Origin of the sequence: Erythrobacter litoralis HTCC2594 (genome assembly GCF_000013005.1) — a bacterium.
GTDB lineage: Bacteria > Pseudomonadota > Alphaproteobacteria > Sphingomonadales > Sphingomonadaceae > Parerythrobacter > Parerythrobacter litoralis_A.
Map to the genome: position 1 here is coordinate 134,800 of NC_007722.1, position 21,062 is coordinate 155,861.

The following is a 21,062-nucleotide window of genomic DNA, read 5'->3' on the forward strand; positions in this document are numbered from 1 at the left end:
AATCCATCAATAGGAAGGCGCCGTCCCGCTATTGGACGACCGGCAGCCGTATTCGTTAACGCATGCAATCCTTAGCCATGCGCGCCGAAATGGTTGGCGATCGCCGTCGTGACGCGCAGCGAGAGCATGTAGGCGCGTTCCAGCGGGTCGATATAGTTCCGTCCGATCGCGCCGTATCCTTCGCCTTCGTCGTCAGGCCAGTCGCTCGGCTCATCCATCTGGAAATCGTCAAGCTGTGGGAAGCTGGTCGGGAAGGCCCGCCGCATCTGCGCCAGCGCATCGTCGATCCGCAAGGTGAAGACCATTTCCAGCACATCGTCGCGGCTGATGTCGTTGGCGCGGCTGAAGCTGGGGAGCGATACCGCGCGCAGAAACATGTGCTTGAACAGCGCCAGCCGCAGCGCCTGCAAGACGCCGAGCGTGCGCCGTGTTTGCTCGCGCTCTGGTAGCGGGTCTTCCGCGGGCAGGTGCTCGAGCAATCGGTGAAACTTGAGCGCATCGACCCGCAGGCGCGAGGCCAATCGACGGAATACCCCGTTGCGGTCATCCTTGGTGAGATAATCGGCCAACGCCTGGCAAGCATGCGAGATGCCGTCTTCGGTCCCGCGATAGGTGCGGCTCGCCCAGTAAGCGCTGTTGAACAGTTCGCCATAGGCGGCGACGGTCTTGATGCTGGCGAGCGCATTGGCATTGCGCGCGAGCCGCATCAACTGCTGCCCGCGAGGGCTGGATTCCAGCAGCTGCGCGATTTCTTCTTCATTGCCCTCGGCAGCGGTGCCGATCCCGGCGATGACGTTCACCGGATAGCCGAGCTGCTGCAGGATCGCATTGTGCGGGATGGCGCGGATCTGGCGCAGGTTCATCGAGCGGTCGGCGGCGACGTCGCTCTGCCGGCGGCTGACGCGGCTGCCGGTCGAATTGAGCATGCCGAGCCCGAAGGCCGTGATCGCTCGCGAATAGGTCTGGCTTTCGAGATGCTCGCGCTGGTGCGTGCGGATGGCGCGGTAGAAGTCGAGGCTCAGGTCGGTGCGGGTATAGAAGGGATCGGGCTCGCCGCTGGCATGCTCGGTCCATTCGTAATCGGCGATATGGGCGAGCGTTGCGAAGGCGAGTTCGGGCGTCTCGAACAGCTGGTAACCATCGCCGCCCTGGAAGCTGGCCTCGGGTTCCAGCCGGACCGAGCCGCGCGCGAAGCGGCCCCGCGCCCATGGCGACAGCGGCCATTCGAGGCGATCTTTGAGTGAGGCCGGATGCGCACCGCGCCCCATACTCTCGCCATGGGTGTTAAACACGAGCGCAGCGACATCGCTCATCGCATTGGCGCGCATGGCGTCGGCCATCCGGCCCTGGAGGCGCTCGATGGCCAGGCTCGCCGGGACCTGCCCGACGAAACGCCCGGCATCGGAAAAACCGGTCTGGATGCAGACACGGCCCCGGTTGCGGGCATAGGCGCGGTATTCGTCTTCCTGCAGCAGCGCATCGAGGAACCGCCCGCCATGCTCCAGCGCCGCTTCGGTTTCGAACAGTGGGGAGACATCGACCTTGTCCGCAATGCCGAAGAGCTTGGCGAAATAGAGCGCGGCCATGACGGTGGAGGGCTGCTCGCATTCGGCCACCAGCATGCGGATCGGCGCATCGGCATCGATATGGTGCAGGATCTGCGCCATGGCGAGGAACTGGCGGATCGCCGTGCTGGCCTCGATCGCGAGCGCGCCGAAGTTGGCGCGCATGGGTTCGACTTCGGCGACCATCTTGCGCAGCACCGCCATCGCACCCTTGCTGCCGATCTCCAGCGTATCGCCGCCTTCGATGCGGCGGCGAATGGCGTTGTGGAGCTGCTTGGCGTTCACCCGAAAATGTATCCAGCCCATGCCCAGCCCGTCGGCGCGCATCGCGGCGGCGAGGGTCAGCAGTTTGATCGCGTGATCTTCGGATGCCTGTTGCGCTTCCTCTTCCAGCGCGGCGATGATTGGCGCGAGGCTGAGCAGCTTGTGCTCGTGATCGGCGGTCAGGCGGTTGGCGGCATCGCTGAGATCGACCGGATCGCTGAGGTCCTGCGCGAAGTCCTCGGCGCGCGCTTCGGCATAGGCGAGGGCGGGGTGCAGCGTGCCGAGCAGCTTGTGCCCGCTGTCGATCTTTTCCAGCTTTGCGACATAGCGGCGCAGACGTTGGGCTTTTTCCGCCAGCCGAAAACCAATGGAATCGTACCACTTGATGTCGGTGCGCCCGTCCATGTCGTAGCCGACCCAAGTTGCGAAGCGGAACGGCAGCGGCTTCAGGTCCCGCCACCGGTCGGCGAAACTGACGGCCGCATTGGATAGCAATTCGCCGACGATCCGGTCGCGCGCGTCCTGCGCATGGCCGATGGCGCGCATCGCACGCTGGTGCTCGTAGACTAGAGTGACAGCCGGACGGTCCTCGGTCGCGGTGCAGGCGGCATCGGCGACACTCCCGTCGCCGGTGATCGCACTGGCAAGCGAGCTGGCCTGGTCGGGCGTCAGCAGAAATGTCGGGTGCGCAGTGAAAACCGCGTGCAGGCGCGGCTGCTCCCAATGCTCACGGAACGCGCCGAAATCGGCAAAATCGGGGCCAAGCCGCCAAGTGTCCGTGCCGGGCAGGGCGAGCAAGCGCCGCGTGCGCGCAGCGCGATCTTCCAGCGCCGTCGTTTCCAGCTCGCAGATCATGCTTTCGAGATCGTCGAGCGACAATTCGCCCGCCTCAAGAGCGCGCGAAAGGTCGAGCGATAGCTGGAACACCGGGTTGAACAGCGGGGTTTCCGCTGTCCGGCTGTGCATGTCCTGCAGGCGCTCGCGAAGGTCGGTGACGGACTTCATGGCGTGAGCTTGGCGGCAGCCTGTGCCGATTGTGTGACGGCGGCGAAATCGCTCGGATGGCGCGGCGCGACCCAGCTGCCGCCAACGCACAGGATCGGATCGAAAGCGAGCCATTCGGGTGCCGTATCCTCGCTGATGCCGCCTGTGGGGCAGAACTTGCACTGGCCGAAAGGCGCAGCGAGCGCTTTCAGGGCGGGCAGGCCCCCTGCGGCCATGGCGGGGAAGAACTTGAAGTGCGTGAGGCCAAGGTCCAGCCCGCGCATGATGTCGCCCGCATTCGCGATACCGGGAAGAAACGGCACCTCGGCGCGGATCGCGGCCTTGCCGAGCGGCTCGGTGAGCCCCGGCGAGACGATGAATTCGCTGCCTGCATCGAGCGCGTCGGCCAGGTCCTGCTGGTTGATGACAGTCCCAGCGCCGACGATCGCCCCTGCGACCTGCTTCATGGCCCTGATCGCATCGAGCGCAGCGGGGGTGCGCAGGGTCACTTCAAGCACGCGCAAGCCGCCTTCGACCAAGGCTTCGGCGAGCGGAACCGCATCGGCCACGTCATCGATCACGATCACCGGGATCACGGGCGCCGTGCGCATGATGGATTCGATAGTGCTCACGATAGATGTTCCCTTGCAAAGGCTGCGGCCGCGCCGAACAGGCCGGGTTGGGGATGGACGATCAGCTTGACCGGCAGCGTCGCCATCAGGCCGGCAAAGCGTCCCTTGGCGCGAAAGCGGTCCTCGAAACCGGAAGCGGTCAGTGTCTCACGGATGCGATAGCCGAGGCCACCTGCTATCACGACGCCGCTCGCGCCTTGGATCAACGCGATATCGCCCGCGACACTGCCGAGAGCGAGACAGAAGCGGTCGACAGCGGCGGCGGCGAGGCTGTCGTCGCCGCTGGTACCGCGGGTCCAGATCTCGACATCGTCGAGCTCCTGCACCGCGCGGCCCTCCATGGCAGCGAGCGTGTGGTAGATGTCGACGATGGCCGGTCCCGAAACTACGCGTTCGTCCGACACGCGCATGTGCCGCTTGCGCAGGCGGGCGAGGATCGCATCCTCGATGGAATCGAGCGGGGCGAAATCGCCATGCCCGCCCTCGGTCGCCTGCACGCGGTAGCCGCCGTCTCCGTCGCGCCAGAAATGAGCGACGCCTAGTCCGGTGCCAGGGCCAAGCACGCTGATGGTGCCTTTAGCGGGCAGGTCCTGCTCCGGCCCTGCGAGATGGATAAACTGTTCCGCTGGTGCGCGGGCCGCAGCATGCGCCACGGCTTCGAAATCGTTGACGATGGTGTAGCGCCCGCAACCGAGCTTTTCGGCAATCAGCGGCGGACGGATGATCCAGGGATTGTTGGTGAAGCGGATGATGTCGGTCTTGACCGGCCCGGCGACGGCCATGCTGATCGCGTCGGGCAGGCTGCCGCCCATGCGATCGCGAAAATCCTCCCACGCGGTCTGGAAGCTGGCGTGATCTTCGGTGTGGAGCGTCTCCGGTTCGCCGAGCGTGATCGCGCCGTCCTCCGCGACAGTGGCAATGGCGAAGCGGGCGTGGGTTCCCCCGATATCGACGGCGACGAGGTCCATCAAAGACCCGCCGCAGCCAACATCGGACTGGCACCTTGTTCGGCCCCGTCGGCGTGCATTCGGAACATGCTGAACATCTCGCGGCCTACGCCCCAATCGGGCGCCGGGTCCGCAGCGGCCTCGCGATTGTCGAGATCGGCAGAGGTGGAAAGCGTTCCGTTGCTAGCGCAGAGCTTCACCACATCGCCATCGCGCAGCTTGGCCAGCGGGCCGCTGCCAAGCGCCTCGGGTGTGCAGTGGATCGCCGCTGGGACTTTCCCGCTCGCCCCCGACATGCGGCCATCGGTGACCAGCGCGACGCGGTAGCCGCGATCCTGCAGCACGCCGAGCGGCGGCGTGAGGCTGTGCAGTTCGGGCATTCCGTTGGCGCGGGGCCCCTGGAAGCGGACCACTACGACGACATCCCGGTCGAGCTCGCCCGCCTTGAACGCCGCGGCGACCGATGGCTGGTCCTCGAACACCCGGCACGGCGCTTCGATAGTCCAGCGTTCCTTGTCGACGGCACTGGTCTTGAAGCAGGCACGCCCGAGATTGCCCTCCACCAGCCGCATGCCGCCATCGGGGCTGAAGGGATCGGAGGCGGGGCGGAGCATGGTGTCATCGCCGCTCTCGCCGACGTTGCGATACGCCAGCGCGTCGTCATCCAGCCCGGGCTCGAGTGCATAAGCGGAAAGGTCACTGTCCCACACCGTGGCGATATCGCGGTGGGCGAGGCCCGCTTCGAGCAATTCGCCGATCACGTAGCCCATGCCGCCCGCATCGTGAAAATGGTTCACGTCCCCCGCGCCATTGGGATAGACCCGCGCCAGCAGCGGCACCGCGCTGGAAAGCTCGCTCAGATCGGTCCAGTCGAAGATTACGCCTGCGGCACGGGCCATGGCCGGGATATGGATGGCGTGGTTGGTCGAGCCGCCCGTCGCCAGAAGCCCGACGGCGGCGTTGATGATCGCTTTTTCATCGACACAGCGCGCGAGGCTGCGCTCTTTCGATCCCGTCAGTGCGGCCAGACGATGCACCGCCGCACGGTCGAGCGCCTGCCGAAGTTTCGTGCCGGGCTGAATGAAAGCGCTGCCGGGAATGTGCAGCCCCATCATCTCCATCATCATCTGGTTGGAATTGGCGGTGCCGTAGAAGGTGCAGGTGCCGGGCGAGTGGTAGCTGCCCATCTCGCTCGCCAGCAATTCGTCGCGGCCCACCTTGCCCTCGGCATAGAGCTGGCGCACGCGCTGCTTTTCCTTGTTGGCGACACCGCTCGGCATCGGCCCGCTCGGCACAAAGATGGCGGGCAGGTGGCCGAACCGCAGCGCGCCCATCAGCAGGCCCGGCACGATCTTGTCGCAAATGCCGAGCAAGGCGACGCTTTCATACATCGCATGGCTGAGCGCCACGCCGGTGCTCATGGCGATGGTGTCGCGGCTGAAAAGCGAGAGTTCCATTCCGTCCTCGCCCTGCGTCACCCCGTCGCACATCGCCGGAGTGCCGCCCGCGACCTGCGCAGTGGCCCCGGCCTCGCGGGCGTAGATCTTCATCCGCTCAGGGTATCGGCCATAGGGCTGATGCGCGGAAAGCATGTCGTTATAGGCAGTGACGATGCCGATATTCGGCGCGCCGCCCGCCTTCATCACCGCCTGGTCGTCGGTCGCCCCGGCATAGGCGTGCGCGAGGTTGGAACAGCTGACCTGGCTGCGATCGGGCGCGCGGTCGGCTTCGCGGTCCATCAGCTCGAGATAGGCTTTGCGCGAAGGCTTCGAGCGCTCGATAACGCGCTGGGTGACCTTGTGGATGGTGTCGTGAAGGTTACTCATCGTGCCAGCTCACTCCGTCGCGTTCGGCGAGCGCGATTGCGGCGCTCGGGCCCCAGGTCCCGGCGCTGTAGGTCTTCGGCTTGAGGTCGCTTTCGCTCCACGTCGCGCGGATGGCGTCGATCCATTCCCATTGCGCCTCCACCTCGTCGCGGCGCACGAACAGCGTCTGGTCGCCTTCGATCAGGTCGAGCAGCAGGCGTTCATAGGCGATCCGGCGGGTCTTGCCGCTGAAGGCATCGGGCATGGCGATATTGAGCGGGACTTGCCGCAGCCGGATGCCGTCACGCCCCAGTCCCGGAACCTTGGCCATCACGTTGAGCGTCACGTTCTCGTCCGGCTGGATGCCGATCACCAGCCGGTTGGGCTGGGTGGTCGCGCCTTTCGAACTGAAGATCGAATGCGGGATGCAGCGGAACTGAACGACGATTTCGGTCACCCGTTCCGGCAGGCGCTTGCCGGTGCGCAGGTAGAACGGCACGCCCTTCCAGCGCCAGTTCTCGACATGCGCCTTGATCGCGACGAAAGTCTCGGTGTCGCTGTCCCCACCGTCCTTTGGGCCCAATTCCTCGTCGTAGCCGGGCACGGATTTTCCGTCGATCGCGCCCGCACGATACTGGCCGGTCACGGTCTCGCCCGCGTCGACCTTGCGCAGTGCGCGCAGCACCTTGACCTTCTCGTCGCGGATGGCGGTGGCGTCGAAATCGGTCGGCGGTTCCATGCAGACCAGCGCCAGCAATTGCAGCATGTGGTTCTGCACCATGTCGCGCAACGCGCCGGCATCGTCGTAGAAAGCGACGCGCCCTTCCAGCCCGACCGTTTCGGCGACAGTGATCTGGACATGCTCGATATAATTCGAATTCCAGATCGGCTCGAACAGGATATTGGCGAAGCGCAGCGCCATCAGGTTCTGCACCGTCTCCTTGCCGAGGTAGTGATCGATCCGATAAGTCCGGTCCTCGCTGAAAGCCGCAGCGACGGCATCGTTGATCTCGCAGGATGTCTCCAGCGAGGTGCCGAGCGGCTTTTCCAGACCGATCCGCACATTCTCGCCCGCCAGCCCGGCATGCCGGAGCCCTGCAATCGTCGGCTCGAACAGGCTCGGCGCGGTGGAGAGAAAGATCGCTGTGCCGTGCTCGGAACAACAGGCCTTGTCGGCCAGCTCCTTGTACCCCTCCAGCGTGGTCGCATCGAGCGGCTGATAGGACAGGCGATTGAGGAAGCCCGCCATGTCGCTGCGCCGCTCGGCGGGCATGAATTTCTCCAGCGCCTCGCGGGCGAAGTTGCGGAAGCCGGCATCGTCGAGGTCCGAGCGCGCAGTGCCGATGATCTGCAGATCGTCACCGATCAGGTGGTCGGCATGCAGCGCGGCCAACGAGGGCAGCAGCATGCGCTGCGACAGGTCTCCTGTCGCGCCGAACAGCAACAGGCGGTCGGCAGTAAAGCTCATGCGGCGGGACACTCCTCATGCATCATGCGAGGACGGTTGCTACCAGCGCGCGGCCTCCACTACCAGTGTCGCGCATAGCTATTCAATGGCGCAGGATCAGGCGCGTTCCACCCGCACGTTGTGCCCGGAGAAGCTGACCGCGCCGAAACTCGTCAGGAAGCTGACATCGGCGGCATCGCGGCCCACGCCAATGATGGCGAGCTCGTCAGGCTTGGCCATGCCGGTGGCATCGACCGGCACCCAGTCCCCGCCCGACCCCTGCGGATCTGCGAGGAAGACTTCGGCGACGGCATGGAAATCGGGCGGTTCGACATCGGGCGCGTAGCCGCTGGCATAGCGCGCAGGGATCCCCGAGGCGCGTGCCAGCGCGACCATGACATGGGCGTAATCGCGGCATACGCCGCGCCGTTCGACGAAGCTGTCGCGCGCGCTCGTGTGCGGGCCACTGACGCCGGGCGTGTAGCTGAAATGATCTGCGATCCACTCGCGAATGGCCGCGATACGGGCACCGCCGCGGGTTTCGGCAAATTCGCTGGCAACAAAAGACTGGAAGCTCTCGGCGGCGCAGAACCGGCTGTCGAACAGATATTGCGTGGCTTCACCCGGCAGCTCGGTTTTGTGGATTTCGGACAGAGAACCGAGCCGCGCGCTGTCGGTCGCCGAGCGGGCGATCTCGACCTGCGCCTCGTAAGTGATGGCGACGTCCTTTTCCGCGGTAATCCAGAAGCGTTCGCCGACACTATCCTGCGCGGGCACTCGCTTGATGGCAATGCTGGCCGGCAGCCGGGTCACACCGGACAGGATCCGCTGTTCGGGCATGGCCGCCACCTCGCATTGCAGAAGGCAATCGACAGGCTGCGCGGCATGGAATTGCAGTTCAACGGTAATGGATAGTTTCATGGGCTCGCCCGAAAGACCCCGGGGGCCGCCCGGTCGTTCTATGGATACCAACAGAATGGGGCCGGAGTTCCGAAGAACCCCGGCCCCGCCTGCCGGTCCGCAGGAACCGGTTGTCAAGCGCGATAGTTTACCAGGCGATCTGGAAACCGCCGCGTGCGCCGACTTCGCCGCTGTCGAAGCCGACACCGACGCCGGCCGAAACGGTGGCGTTCTCGCTGACGCGCGCGCTCATGGCGATGGTGCCCGCCGCGCGGTCTTCGAAGTAGCCGATGCCGCCCGAGAGGCCGAAGTTGGCCCCGGCCGGAAGCGCCGGCGATTCCATCGCCAGTGCCATGGCGACACCTTCGTTGGCCCGGTCGATCGCTACGCGGTTGGCGGCCGTCTCACCGAACAGCGAGTTGATCTGTTGCGTCTGCGTTCCCGTGAGGGACTGCAGGGCAGCAATCGCATTGCTGTTGACGCCGATGGCAGCGGAGTTTGCGCCTATCGCAGTCGTGTTGGACTGGATCGAGGCGCGGTTGGCGGTGACCGACGACTGCTGGGCGAAGCCCGAGAAGTCAGGCCCGAGCGCCAGCCCCAGCGTACCGTTGGTGTCGGCGGTCACGAAGCCGATCCCGCCGGTCTGCGATGCGGTGCTGGTGGCGAGCGATGCCACGACGACCTGGCCGTCGTTGCTGGCGGTCGCGCCATTGCCGATCGCAATCGAGTTGGCACCGGTGGCCGACGACTGGTTGCCGACGGCGATGGAACCGGGCCCGGTTGCGGTAGCCGCTTCACCAAGCGACGTCGAACGCACGCCACTGGCGACTGCCAGATGGCCGATCGCGGTGGCCCGCTCTGCCGTGGCTTCCGAACGCCAGCCATAGGCCGTTGCGCCCGGCCCGTTGGCCAGGGCCTGTCCACCGACGACCGTCGTCGAAGGACCGGTCGCCACGGTGGCGCGGCCCATGGCACCGTCACGGTTGCCGCCGATGGCGATGGAGTCGCCGCCGGTCGCCTGGGCGAGATTGCCGATCGCTACCGAGTTCGTACCCGATGCGACCGAATCCTCACCACCGGCAAAGCTCTGGTCACCCGAAGCGGTCGACTGATGGCCGACTGCCGTCGCCATTGCGCCGGTGGCCTGGGCCTGCCAGCCAAGTGCCGTCGAACCCGGCGTATTGGCGACGCTTTCGCCGCCAAGAGCAGTGGTCGAAGGCCCGGTGGCAGCGGCGCTGTCGCCGATCGCCAGGGCATCGATGCCATTGGCGGTGGCGAGGTTGCCGATGGCGGTCGAGTTGTCGCTCGACGCCGTTGCTCCCTCACCCACAGCCAGCGAGCGGACGCCCGAGGCGGTGGCAAGGTGGCCGATGGCATGCGCGCGCTCTGCCGTGGCAACTGCGCGCCAGCCATAGGCTGTCGCACCAGGACCCATCGCCATGGCTTCTCCGCCGACCGCAGTGGTCGAAGGGCCGCTGGCGGTGGTGAAGGCCGCACCGGCATTGTCGGAGCCGATAGCGAGGGCATCGACGCCGTTGGCCTGCGCGCCGGCACCGATGGCCGTAGCGCCGGCAAAGTCGGCATTGGTGTTCTCGCCGAGCGCGGAGCTGTTGGCCCCGGTCGCCGACGCATTGACCCCGAAGGCCGCCGAATTGGCACCGGTAGCCTGCGAATTGCCGCCGACTGCGGTCGATCCGCTGGCCTGGGCATTGAAGCCGATCGCCGTGGCGAATTCCGAAGTCGCTGCCGCGTTGTCACCGATTGCGGTCGAGCCATTGGCGGAAGCCACCGCGTTGTCACCGAACTCGACCGAGTTGGTGCCGGTGCCGTCATCGATCTCGTCGTCGACCTCATCGTCGGTCGCCGCCTGGATCGAATTGCCGCCGTCATTGGCGTTGAGCATTGCCACCGTCATGTTGAGCTGCGACACGTTGACTGCGTCGGTTGCCGCAGTACCTGCGGCGACATTGACGATGCGTCGTTCCGCACCCACTCTGCCCACGGATACTGTGTTGGCTTGGTCGGCCACCGAACCAGCACCCAGCGCAACGCTGTTCTCAGCAGCGGCCACCGCTACATCGCCGATAGCGACGGAGCGGGTAGCGCGAGATTCGGCTGCTTCGCCTACAGCAGTCGAGCGCACGCCCGAAGCCGTTGCGAGGTGGCCGAAAGCCTGCGCGCGTTCGGCAGTCGCTTGGGCGCGCCAGCCGACGGCAGTTGCACCCGGGCCGGTGGCGACGCTTTCGCCGCCGAGTGCCGAGGTGGAAGGGCCGGTCGCTGCAGCACTGTCGCCCAGTGCCAGCGCGTCGATCCCGTTGGCCGATGCAAGGTTGCCGATGGCGGTCGCGTTGTCGCTTGATGCGTTCGCCGCTTCACCGACGGCGAGCGAGCGGACGCCCGAAGCCGTGGCGAGGTGGCCGAAAGCCTGCGCGCGTTCGGCAGTCGCCTGGGCGCGCCAGCCGACGGCGGTTGCACCTGGGCCGGTGGCGACGCTCTCGCCGCCCAGTGCCGAGGTGGAAGGGCCGGTCGCCGCAGCACTGTCGCCCAGCGCCAACGCGTCGAATCCGTTGGCCGATGCTAGATTGCCGATGGCGGTCGCGTTGTCGCTCGATGCGTTCGCCGCTTCACCGACTGCGAGCGAGCGGACGCCCGAAGCCGTCGCGAGATGACCAAAGGCCTGCGCGCGTTCGGCAGTTGCCTGGGCGCGCCAGCCGACGGCGGTTGCACCTGGACCCGTGGCGACGCTTTCGCCGCCGAGCGCCGAAGTGGAGGGGCCGGTTGCGACAGCGGTATCGCCGAGTGCGAGGGCGTCGATGCCATTAGCGATCGATTCATTGCCGATGGCGGTCGAATTGTTGCTCTGTGCGTCAGCGTTCTCGCCGACTGCCAGCGAACGGACGCCTTGCGCCGTTGCGAGGTGGCCAAAGGCTTGTGCGCGTTCGGCAGTTGCCTGGGCGCGCCAGCCGACGGCGGTTGCACCCGGACCCGTGGCGACGCTTTCGCCGCCGAGTGCCGAGGTGGAGGGGCCGGTGGCGACAGCGGTATCGCCGAGTGCGAGGGCATCGATGCCGTTAGCGATCGATTCATTGCCGATGGCGGTCGAATTGTCGCTCTGTGCGTCAGCGTTTTCGCCGACTGCCAGCGAACGGACGCCTTGCGCCGTTGCGAGGTGTCCGAAGGCTTGTGCGCGTTCGGCCGTCGCTTCCGCACGCCAGCCGATGGCGGTTGTGCCGGGGCCGGTAGCGACGCTTTCGCCGCCGATTGCGGTGGTCGATGGTCCCGTCGCCCGGGCATCGACGCCGCAAGCGAGCGCGTCTGCTCCGCTCGCTTCGGCGTTGCGATCGCTTGCAGCGGTCATCGCATCGTCATCGTCCAGCAGGCATTCCGAGCCGTCATTCGCGGTTTGCGCGGAGGCCGGCGTGGCTGCTGCCAGCGCGCTCGCGCTCGCCATCAGCAACAGCGCGGTGCGCTTAGTGAAGACCTTTTTCATATTCGATTCCTCTTCCTGTGTGTTCGGACCAGAGTGCCGGGCACAGCGGGCCTTCACCGAAACAGGGCGAAATCGAATTGTGTGTTTTCAAAACAGTCTCCCCCTGCCTGAGTGAGGGCCATCAGCCCCGGCATGCCACCGTTAGGATGACGCGCGCAGTTACACAGGGTTCCTCGGATCGGATGCGAGGGATCGCTGTTTCGTCAATCAAATCATTGAAAACAAAGAATAAAAATATTAATTTTTTCTGAACGCGGCGGTCAGACCTCGTCAAGCTGTCCGACGAGCAGGATCGGAGGCGAGGGCTCTTGGTGGCGGATGCCCTCGTCCTGTTCGAAGGTCACGGCCAGCGATGCGCCAGCGGCGATCAGAGATGCTTCGCTGGCATCGAGATCGCGCGTGAAGCTGCCTTGACCCGGAATCTCGCCCAGCGAGCGGGGCACGCCATCGGCCGGGATCACCCACAGCTCGGCAATCTGCCCGGCCTCGGGTGACAGGCCGGAGGCATTGACGGATAGGCGGCCCCGTGCGGGATCGATCACGCTCGCCAGACGGCGGCCGCTGTTTTCGTCCGCCAATTGAGCAACCAGTTGCGGCCCTTCCGCGGGTTGTTCGACCAGGGGCGGCTGAGTGATGGTTTCGGGAGTCGAGAGAAACAGGACCAGCGCGGCGGCCGCCATCGCGGTACCGAGCGCGGCGAGGCCGATGCTCCATCCGGCGGGGCGCCTGCCGGGCTGCTCGAAGGTAATTTGCGCAGTGTCGCCTTCGCCCTCGATACGGTCGAGGGTCGCATGGATGCCGCGCAGCACATCGCCGGATGGCACGAGCGCCAGGTCGGCTTCGGCCATGCGCGCAAGCCGCTCGTCCCACCATTCGACGGCGGCGGCGAAGGCGGTGTCGGAGAGTTGCAGCCGCCGGGCGGTGGAAAGCTCTTCGCCCTCGAGTACGCCGAGCGACAGCTCGCCCGCGAGCAGGAAATCGTCTTCGTGAAGCGATGCCGTATCAGCCACCGAGGCATCCTTTCAGGCCTGCAAGGCCGCGCCGGATCCAGCTTTTCACCGTGCCCAGAGGGGCATCGATCCGGCGGGCCAGTTCGGAATGCGACAGCCCTTCGAAGAAGGCGAGGCGGATCGAACGGCGATGGTCCTTCTCCAGCCCCTCGAGACAGCGTTGCAGCGCTTCGGCATCTTCAAGGTCGCACAGCCATTCGTCCTGCGGCTTCGCGTCGTCGGCGACGTCGGGCAGGGTGTCGTCCGCTTCGCTTCGCACCACGCCATCGCGGCGGATGTCGTTGAGCGCGGTGTTGCGCGCGATCGTGCACAGCCAGGTGATCGGGCTGCCCTTGGCGGGATCGAACCGGCCGGCCCGCTGCCATGCCTTGACATAAGTGTCCTGCAGCAGGTCCTCGGCCCGCTCACGGACGCGGACGACGCGCAGGATGGAGGCGAAGAGTTTCGACGATGTCATTTCATAGACCGTATCGAGCGAGGCGCGGTCGCCCGCCGCCATGCCTGCCATCGCCAGTTTGAGCGCCTCGCGGCGTGATTGTGTCATCGGCCCTTGTCTCCCGTTCGATGGCATCTAGCCATGTATGGCCAATCCACAAAGCGTTGATTTTCCTGCGGGTGAGGCAAGCTGCCATGCTTGCGTTCATGCGCTGCCGCGAAATTCATAAACGACAGCGTCGCACGGGGTGCACATCTGCTGCCACCTTTGTCGCCCCGATGTTCCCGTTCTATCAGACTCGCGCGATCGCGCCGAACAGGTCGTGCTCGTCGGCATCCTCGACCGTTACCTGCACGATGTCGCCGGCGGCCAGCGTGGCGGGGACATTGCGCAGGTAGACCGCACCGTCGATCTCCGGCGCGTCGGCCTGGCTGCGGCCGGTGGCACCGATGTCGCCGTCCTCGTCCGGCTCGCCGACCTCGTCGATGATGACTGGCAGGGCCCGGCCGATTTTGCGCTGGAGCTTCTCCGCGCTGATGCGGGCGGTCAGTTCCATTATGCGGGCGTACCGCTCTTCCTTGACCTCTTCGGGCACCGGATCGGGCAGCGCATTGGCCGCGGCACCTTCGACCGGTTCGAAACGGAATGCGCCGACGCGGTCGAGCCGGGCTTCTTCCAGCCATTCGAGCAGGTACCGGAAATCGTCCTCGGTCTCGCCGGGGAAGCCGACGACGAAGCTCGAACGCACGGCGATCTCGGGACAGATTGCGCGCCAGCCCTTGAGCCTCTCGAGCACCTTGGCTTCATTGGCCGGGCGCTTCATCGCCTTCAGCACTTTAGGGCTGGCATGCTGGAAAGGAATGTCGAGATAAGGCGTCAGCAGCCCCTCCGCCATCAGCGGGATCACCGCATCGACATGGGGGTAGGGGTAGACGTAGTGCAGCCGGACCCAGGGCGGGGTTCCGTCTCCGGTGTCGAGCTGGCCCAGCTCGCGGGCGAGGTCGGTCATGTGCGCTCGGACCTCGCGACCTTTCCAGGACTTCGCCTCGTGCCGGGTATCGACGCCATAGGCCGAGGTGTCCTGGCTGATCACCAGTAATTCCTTCGTACCCGCCGCGACCAGTTTCTCCGCCTCGCGCAGCACTGCGTCGATCCGTCGGCTGGCCAGTTTCCCGCGCAATTGCGGGATGATGCAGAAGGCGCAGGAGTGATTGCAGCCCTCGGAAATCTTGAGATAGCTGTAGTGCCGCGGCGTCAGCTTGATGTCGGCCTCTGACGGCTGCGGGATCAGATCGACGTATGGACCCTGGCTCGGCGGGGCATGTTCGTGCACCGCCCCGACCACCGCCTCGTATTGATGCGCCCCGGTCACCGCCAGCACCTGCGGGTGCGCGGCACGGATCGCATCGGCTTCCTCGCCCATGCAGCCGGTCACGATCACGCGGCCGTTCTCGGCAATGGCCTCGCCGATCGCGGCCAGGCTCTCCTCCTTGGCGGAATCAAGGAATCCGCAGGTATTGACCAGCACCACGTCGGCCCCGGCGTAGTCCGCGCTCATGGCGTAGCCATCGGCGCGCAGCCGCGTGAGGATGCGCTCGGAATCGACCAGCGCCTTGGGGCAGCCGAGGGAAACCATGCCGACCTTCTTCTGGTCGGGGATCGCGGAAGTGATTGTGCTCATGATTGCGCGGCCCTCTACACCTGATGGCGCAAATGCGCTATCCCCTCGATCGAGGGTCGAGGGAGGGGATTATTATGAACTTGCTGGATGTGAACTGGCTGGCCGTGGTCCTGGCGGCACTGGCGGGCTTTGTCGTGGGCGGTGTCTGGTACGGGCCGGTCATGGGCAAAAAATGGATGGGCGCGGTCGGCCTCAGCGAAGCGCAGATCAAGCAGGGCAACATGGGCCTGATCTATGGCGGTGCCTTTGCGTTCTCGCTGCTGGCCAGCTGGACGCTGGCCCACACGTTCGACAGTTACGCCGTCAACGGGGTCGAGCTATCGGTCCTGGTCAAGGTCGTGACGGCACTCGGCATCGCGATAGGATTTATCTTACCCGCAATCGGGACGAACTACCTGTTCTCGCAAAAATCGAAGACGCTCTTCTTCATCGATGCTGGCTACTGGGTGCTGTTCTATATCGCGATGGGGCTGGTGCACGCTTATCTTCCGTAGCGCGATCAAGCGCGGGCGCATTTTACTTTGCGAATGAACCTGTTACGCTGCGTCCAGCAAAGGAGTGGCCAAGATGATCGATTTTCTCTTGCCAGTGGCAATGCTGATGCAGCCGATGCCCGCAGACGACGCCGCGGTGGTGGAAGATTACAGCGACGTCGATGTCGACTCGCTCCGCAAGATCTACGTCAAGGACAGTCGCGAGGCGGCGCTCGCCGATCCGGAGCATCCGATGCAGGACATTTGCGTGCGCACCCTGATGGCGGGGAGCCGGGTCAAGGCCCGCTCCGTCTGCCAGCCGCTGGCGAGCTGGAAAGCCTATGTCGAATCGCTCGATGCGATGGCCGACGAATGGGCCAATACCGGTCGGGCGCTGCGCTCGAGCGAGATGATCACCGGGGCGAGGGCTGGCCGCATCTATGCGCCGGGTGGTCCGAGCAGGCCGGGCGGCTAGAAACCGAAAGCGGGATAACATCGCGGGCGTGATTGGAGGAAACGAGGATGGCGTATTCGATGATTGGTGCAATTGCGCTGCTTTTATTGCAATCGGCGGCCATCGATGCGGGGCCTGATGGAACCGAAACCTTGGCCGAAGACAACGATGCGCTGCTCGCGGGCAGCGAGAGCTATGACGATGGCTATGTCGAAGACGGCTACGACGATGTCGATCTCGCTTCGCTGAAACGCATTTTCGTGCGCGACAGCCAGGAAGCGACCGAAGTCGAGGTCGAGCATCCTTTGCAGCCGATCTGTATGCGCAAGATGTTGCCAGGCAGCCGGGTCAAGGCGCGGACGATGTGCCAGGACAAGACTTCGTGGATCGCCTATCGCACGTCGCTCGATGCCATGACCGATGCGTGGGGCACCAGCGGTATCGCTCTCGAACCGGGTGGCGATCCTACGCCCGGCAAATCCTTCGGCATGGGCCGGTAACCGCGACGCAGCCTCTGCTGACCCCCAACAGAGGGCTTTGATATATCGCCGATTTGCGCGTATATAGCGTGTATGTTTGCAGCCAGCCTCCTGCCATTTGCGCTTCTCGCGCAGCAGGCGACGACGCCGTCCGACCTGCCGCCCGCCCCTCCGCCGGAGCGGGCCGAGACCGACCCTGAGAAAATGCGAAAGATATATGTCACCGACAGTCAGGTGGCGGCTCGCACCAAGGTCGACCATCCGCTGCAGCCGGTCTGCGTGCGGCGGCTCAAGCCCGGCAGCCGGGTCAAGGCGCAGACGGTGTGCCAGGATGTCGCCGCCTGGAAAGCCTACGTGCTCGCGCAGGACGCCAATTTTTACGAGTGGGACACTGCCCAGCGCGGGCTGGACGTAAAATAGGCGTCGCCGCTGCGCTCAGTCTTCGCCATTGGGCGAAGGCACGACTTCCACGATGACATCGCCGGCCTCGAGCGCGGTACACGGCTTCTCCCAGTAACCAAACGCGTTCCCCTCGCGGTAGATGCGCAATCCGATCCCGCGTCCGCACGCTTCCGACAGCGACCTGCCGACCTCTTCCTCGGTGATTTGCCGCTCGACCAGCTGCACCTTGCCGGTCACGCTGGCGAGGTCGGCGAGGTAGTCGGCGATATGCGCACCCTTGGCGCTGCCCGCGAGCAGCAGCCCGGTGAAGCGCACGGGATTGATGACATTGTTGGCACCCGCCTGCCGGGCCAGCAATTCGTTATCGTCCGCACGCACCACCACGCTGATCGGGACATCGGGGGCGAGATGCCGCACCGTCAGCACGATAAGGATCGAGGTATCGTCGCGCCCGGCCGAGACGAGGATATTCTTCGCCTTCGAAATGCGCACCGCCTCCATTGTGCTGTCGCGCGTCGCGTCGGCAGCGATTACGTTGCAGCCAAGTTTTTCGGCTGCTTTGAGGCGCTCTTCGCTGGGATCGACGACCACGATGCTGCTGGGATCGGTGCCGCGTTCGATCAGTTCGTCGACCGCTTCCGAGCCGGAAATGCCGAAGCCCAGCACCACGATATGGTCTGCTAGCTGTTGCTGGATGCGGGCCATGCGCCACTTCTCCCAAGTGCGTTTGATGATGAAATTATAGGCGGTGCCGACGAAGATGAAAAAGACGGCAAAGCGGATCGGGGTCACGATGATCGCTTCCACCATCCGCGCACGGTCGGTGATCGGCGCGATATCGCCGAAGCCGGTCGTGGTGACGGAGATCATGGTGAAATAGATCACGTCGGTAAAACTGACTTCGCCGTCGAGATTGTCGACCAGCCCTTCGCGGTCCCACCAGTGGATCATGATCACGACGAAGATCAGGAAGATGGCAAGGCCGATGCGGATGCCGAGATCGCCCCACACGGGAATCCGGACGGCGCGGCGCAGCGGCTTGAACTGCGGCCCACGCACTCTCCGGGGTCTGCCACCCGATTCAAACCGGTCGATTTGTTCGCTCATTCAGCAATCCGCACAACAGCTTGCGCGGGCGACTAGCCTATTTGCGACGCTGCGGCAATTTGCTTGCCGGGTCGACATCCTTGCCGTCTCTGCGGATTTCGAAATGCAGTTCCGGACGGGTCGCCTTGCCGGCATCTCCGGCAATTCCGATCCGCTCGCCCGCCTTCACCACATCGCCTTTCTGGACTGTGATCCGGGCGAGATGGCCATAGGATGTCTGCCAGCCATTGCCGTGGTCGATCAGCACCTGTCGCCCGAAGCGGGTTTTCTCCTCGTCGGCGAAAACGACCGTGCCGCTGGAGGATGCGCGCACCATGTCGCCGACTTCGACGTCGATATCGATACCGTCGTGCCCGCTGCCGTCTTCGCGCCTGCTGAAACCGTAGAGTACCCTGCCGTCATGCGGCCACCGGAAGTAGGGTGAGTTCGGGATCGAGCGGCGGGCCACCCGGCGCGGCTGGAACACGGCGGGAATGATGAGCTCCTGCCCGACCTTGACCGTGCCGTCCTCGTCCAGGCCATTGGCAATCGCAATGTTCTCGAACGGGACGCCATACTGGAGGGCGATGGCAAACCCCGTCTCGCCCGCTTTGACAGTGTGCTTGCGCTGGCGCGGCACGACCAGCTTCTCGCCGACCAGCACATTGTAGGGGGGCGGGATGCCATTGGCCGCGGCAATGACCGGGGCCGGCACGCCGGTCTTGTTGGCGATGCCGCCGAGCGTATCGCCCGTCTGGACCTCATATTCGGTCGCCGTCCTGGGATTGTTCGCTGCCAGCAGCAGCGGCGCGGCGAGAAGGAGGAGAGCCGCGCGGCGCATCACTCGAACCTCTCGCCGATAACGGACAGCAGGGAGTGTTGGGTGAGGTCGAGCTGCAGGGGCGTCACGGACACAAATCCCTCGTCGATGGCTTCCAGGTCGGTCCCGTGATCGAGCGTATGTTCGATCGCGTAGAGACCGAACCAGTAATACTCCAGGCCGCGCGGGTCACGCCCCTTGACCACCGAACCACGCGAATAATCGTGGAAACCTTGCCGTACAGCGCGAATTCCGCGCACTTTATCGGCGGGGAGCGGCGGGAAATTGATGTTGATGAGCGTGCGATCGCCAAATGGCGCGTCGATCAATTTCCTGATCACGTCGGCGCCGTACGTGCGCGCGGCATCGAACAATTCATGCTCGGCATCGCGCTTGTAGACCTGGCTCAGCGCGATCGACTTGATCCCGCCCAGTGCGCCCTCCATCGCTGCCGAGGCAGTGCCCGAATAGGTGATGTCGTCGCCGAGATTGGCGCCGCGATTGACGCCGGAGAGGATCAAATCGGGCTGCTTGTCTTCCAGCACGGTGCGCAGCGCCAGCATCACGCTGTCGGTGGGTGTCCCGGTGACCGAATAACGCCGCTCGCCGAGCTGCCGCAGCCGCACCGGGTGGTGCAGCGTCAGCGAGTGGCCAGCGCCGGATTGTTCTTCTGCTGGAGCACAAACCCAGATTTCGTCCGACAATTCGCGCGCGATGTCCTCCAGCACTTCGAAGCCGGGGGCGTGGATGCCGTCGTCATTGGTGAGGAGGATGCGCATGATTTTGGACCTGCTCTCTCTATTCCGTTCGCCCTGAGCCTGTCGAAGGGCTGCTCTTTCTTACGTACGTTGCTCTCAAGGGAAGGACAGGGCTTCGACAAGCTCAGCCCGAACGGTTCAGGGGGTAGGTTCGAGCTTCATAGCGCCGCCCATATACGGGGCCAGCACCTCGGGCACCGCCACACTCCCATCCTCTTCCTGATAGTTCTCGATCACCGCCACCAGCGTGCGCCCCACGGCAAGGCCGGAGCCATTGAGCGTGTGCACGAAAGCAGTCTTCTTCTCGCCTTCGGGCCGATACCGCGCATTCATCCGCCGGGCCTGGAAATCGCCGGTGTTGGAGCACGAACTGATCTCGCGATAGGCGCCCTGGCCGGGCAGCCAGACTTCGAGATCGTAGGTCTTGCGCGCGCCGAAGCCCATATCGCCGGTACACAACAGCATCTTGCGATAGGGCAGGTCGAGCGCCTGCAGCACGCTTTCCGCCGCTTCGGTCATGCGCTCGTGCTCGGCGGCGCTGTTCTCGGGCCTGACGATGCTGACCAACTCGCATTTCTCGAACTGGTGCTGGCGAATGAAGCCGCGCGTGTCCTTGCCCGCCGCGCCCGCCTCGCTGCGGAAACACGGCGTCAGCGCAGTAAGCCGCATGGGGAGGGCGGCATCGTCGAGGATCTGGTCCATCACCGAAGCAGTCAGGCTGACTTCGGCGGTGGGGATGAGCCAGCGACCGTCGGTGGTCTGAAAGCTGTCTTCGGCAAATTTGGGCAGCTTGTCGGTGCCGTACATTGCCTCGTCCCGCACTAGCACGGGCGGCGCGCATTCGGCATAGCCGTATTCGCTCACCTGCCGGTCGAGCATGAACTGGCCGAGTGCGCGGTGCAGCCGCGCCATTCCGCCGCGCAGGAAAGTGAAGCGCGCGCCGGAAAGCCTGGCGCCGGTCTCGAAATCCATGCCGAGCGCGGGGCCGATGTCGGCATGCTCACGGGGTTCGAAGCTGAACTCGCGCTTGGTGCCCCAGGTGCCGACCTCGATATTGTCGCTTTCGTCTGCGCCGTCCGGCACGTCGTCGAGAGGGAGGTTGGGTATGACAGCGAGCGCGTTCTCTAGTCTCATTTTGAGCTCGCGATCCTCGTCTTCCAATCGCGGCAAGGTCTGCTTCAAATCGGCGACTTCGGCCTTCAGCGCTTCGGCCTTCTCGGTATTGCCCTGGCCCATCGCCTGGCCGATCGCCTTGGAGGCTTCGTTGCGGCGGCTCTGCGCCTCCTGCATCTTCGTCGTGACCGCGCGGCACTGCTCGTCGAGCGCGAGGATTTCGGCAGCCACCGGTTCGTGCCCGCGGCGGGCCAGCGCGGCATCGAAAGCTTCGGGATTGTCCCTGATCTGGCGAATATCGTGCATGGCGCTGCGC

18 protein-coding genes are annotated in these 21,062 nt (G+C 65.0%); 4 read left to right on the forward strand and 14 right to left on the reverse strand.

The features are described from left to right. Positions 1 to 71: 71 nt before the first annotated feature. The 10 genes from EL2594_RS00540 to rimO all read right to left on the reverse strand — a co-directional run bounded on the left by EL2594_RS00540 (position 72) and on the right by rimO (position 15,161). Positions 72 to 2,834 (reverse strand): phosphoenolpyruvate carboxylase, encoded by a 2,763-nt coding sequence (locus tag EL2594_RS00540; protein WP_011413075.1) that lies wholly within the window; start codon positions 2,832 to 2,834, stop codon positions 72 to 74. Continuing rightward, entirely contained in the window at positions 2,831 to 3,424 is a 594-nt protein-coding gene (gene eda / locus EL2594_RS00545; RefSeq protein WP_041685459.1) for a bifunctional 4-hydroxy-2-oxoglutarate aldolase/2-dehydro-3-deoxy-phosphogluconate aldolase, read from the reverse strand. Before eda ends, EL2594_RS00540 begins: the two co-directional genes overlap by 4 nt. A 17-nt stretch (positions 3,425 to 3,441) precedes the next feature. Then, a complete protein-coding gene (glk, locus tag EL2594_RS00550; RefSeq protein ID WP_011413077.1) occupies positions 3,442 to 4,413 on the reverse strand; it encodes a glucokinase in 972 nt (323 codons plus the stop codon). Continuing rightward, a complete protein-coding gene (gene edd, locus EL2594_RS00555; RefSeq protein WP_011413078.1) occupies positions 4,413 to 6,218 on the reverse strand; it encodes a phosphogluconate dehydratase in 1,806 nt (601 codons plus the stop codon). The genes glk and edd overlap by 1 nt, the downstream gene beginning before the upstream one ends. Further along, positions 6,211 to 7,665, reverse strand: coding sequence for a glucose-6-phosphate dehydrogenase (gene zwf, locus EL2594_RS00560; RefSeq protein WP_011413079.1), 1,455 nt, complete (start codon positions 7,663 to 7,665; stop codon positions 6,211 to 6,213). Before zwf ends, edd begins: the two co-directional genes overlap by 8 nt. Positions 7,666 to 7,761: 96 nt before the next feature. Next, positions 7,762 to 8,565 (reverse strand): transglutaminase-like domain-containing protein, encoded by an 804-nt coding sequence (locus tag EL2594_RS00565; protein ID WP_011413080.1) that lies wholly within the window; start codon positions 8,563 to 8,565, stop codon positions 7,762 to 7,764. Between the two features lie 127 nt (positions 8,566 to 8,692). Then, a complete protein-coding gene (locus EL2594_RS00570; RefSeq protein ID WP_011413081.1) occupies positions 8,693 to 12,034 on the reverse strand; it encodes a YadA-like family protein in 3,342 nt (1,113 codons plus the stop codon). A 260-nt stretch (positions 12,035 to 12,294) separates the two neighbouring features. After that, entirely contained in the window at positions 12,295 to 13,044 is a 750-nt protein-coding gene (locus tag EL2594_RS00575) for an anti-sigma factor (protein WP_011413082.1), read from the reverse strand. Continuing rightward, entirely contained in the window at positions 13,037 to 13,588 is a 552-nt protein-coding gene (locus EL2594_RS00580) for a sigma-70 family RNA polymerase sigma factor (RefSeq protein WP_011413083.1), read from the reverse strand. Before EL2594_RS00580 ends, EL2594_RS00575 begins: the two co-directional genes overlap by 8 nt. A gap of 184 nt (positions 13,589 to 13,772) precedes the next feature. Further along, positions 13,773 to 15,161, reverse strand: a complete 1,389-nt coding sequence (gene rimO, locus EL2594_RS00585) for a 30S ribosomal protein S12 methylthiotransferase RimO (protein ID WP_011413084.1) — start codon at positions 15,159 to 15,161, stop codon at positions 13,773 to 13,775. 74 nt (positions 15,162 to 15,235) lie between these two features. Here rimO and EL2594_RS00590 point away from each other — a divergent pair, with 74 nt between their 5' ends. The 4 genes from EL2594_RS00590 to EL2594_RS00605 all read left to right on the forward strand — a co-directional run bounded on the left by EL2594_RS00590 (position 15,236) and on the right by EL2594_RS00605 (position 16,987). Continuing rightward, positions 15,236 to 15,655, forward strand: a complete 420-nt coding sequence (locus tag EL2594_RS00590; protein ID WP_011413085.1) for a DUF1761 domain-containing protein — start codon at positions 15,236 to 15,238, stop codon at positions 15,653 to 15,655. Between the two features lie 73 nt (positions 15,656 to 15,728). Beyond that, the gene (locus tag EL2594_RS00595; RefSeq protein WP_155805903.1) at positions 15,729 to 16,109 is read left to right on the forward strand and encodes a hypothetical protein; all 381 of its coding nucleotides are present in this window, start codon (positions 15,729 to 15,731) and stop codon (positions 16,107 to 16,109) included. A 59-nt stretch (positions 16,110 to 16,168) separates the two neighbouring features. Then, a complete protein-coding gene (locus tag EL2594_RS00600; protein WP_155805905.1) occupies positions 16,169 to 16,588 on the forward strand; it encodes a hypothetical protein in 420 nt (139 codons plus the stop codon). A 72-nt stretch (positions 16,589 to 16,660) separates the two neighbouring features. Further along, complete coding sequence (locus tag EL2594_RS00605) at positions 16,661 to 16,987, forward strand: hypothetical protein (protein WP_011413088.1); 327 nt, start codon at positions 16,661 to 16,663, stop codon at positions 16,985 to 16,987. A 15-nt stretch (positions 16,988 to 17,002) separates the two neighbouring features. On the opposite strand, the gene EL2594_RS00610 is transcribed toward EL2594_RS00605, so the two are convergent. The 4 genes from EL2594_RS00610 to serS form a co-directional block, all read right to left on the reverse strand. Further along, a complete protein-coding gene (locus EL2594_RS00610) occupies positions 17,003 to 18,076 on the reverse strand; it encodes a potassium channel family protein (protein WP_081432264.1) in 1,074 nt (357 codons plus the stop codon). A gap of 37 nt (positions 18,077 to 18,113) precedes the next feature. Beyond that, positions 18,114 to 18,896, reverse strand: a complete 783-nt coding sequence (locus EL2594_RS00615; RefSeq protein WP_011413090.1) for a M23 family metallopeptidase — start codon at positions 18,894 to 18,896, stop codon at positions 18,114 to 18,116. Next, the gene (surE, locus tag EL2594_RS00620; protein WP_011413091.1) at positions 18,896 to 19,654 is read right to left on the reverse strand and encodes a 5'/3'-nucleotidase SurE; all 759 of its coding nucleotides are present in this window, start codon (positions 19,652 to 19,654) and stop codon (positions 18,896 to 18,898) included. The genes EL2594_RS00615 and surE overlap by 1 nt, the downstream gene beginning before the upstream one ends. A 117-nt stretch (positions 19,655 to 19,771) precedes the next feature. Beyond that, the gene (gene serS / locus EL2594_RS00625) at positions 19,772 to 21,052 is read right to left on the reverse strand and encodes a serine--tRNA ligase (RefSeq protein ID WP_011413092.1); all 1,281 of its coding nucleotides are present in this window, start codon (positions 21,050 to 21,052) and stop codon (positions 19,772 to 19,774) included. Between the last annotated feature and the right edge of the window lie 10 nt (positions 21,053 to 21,062).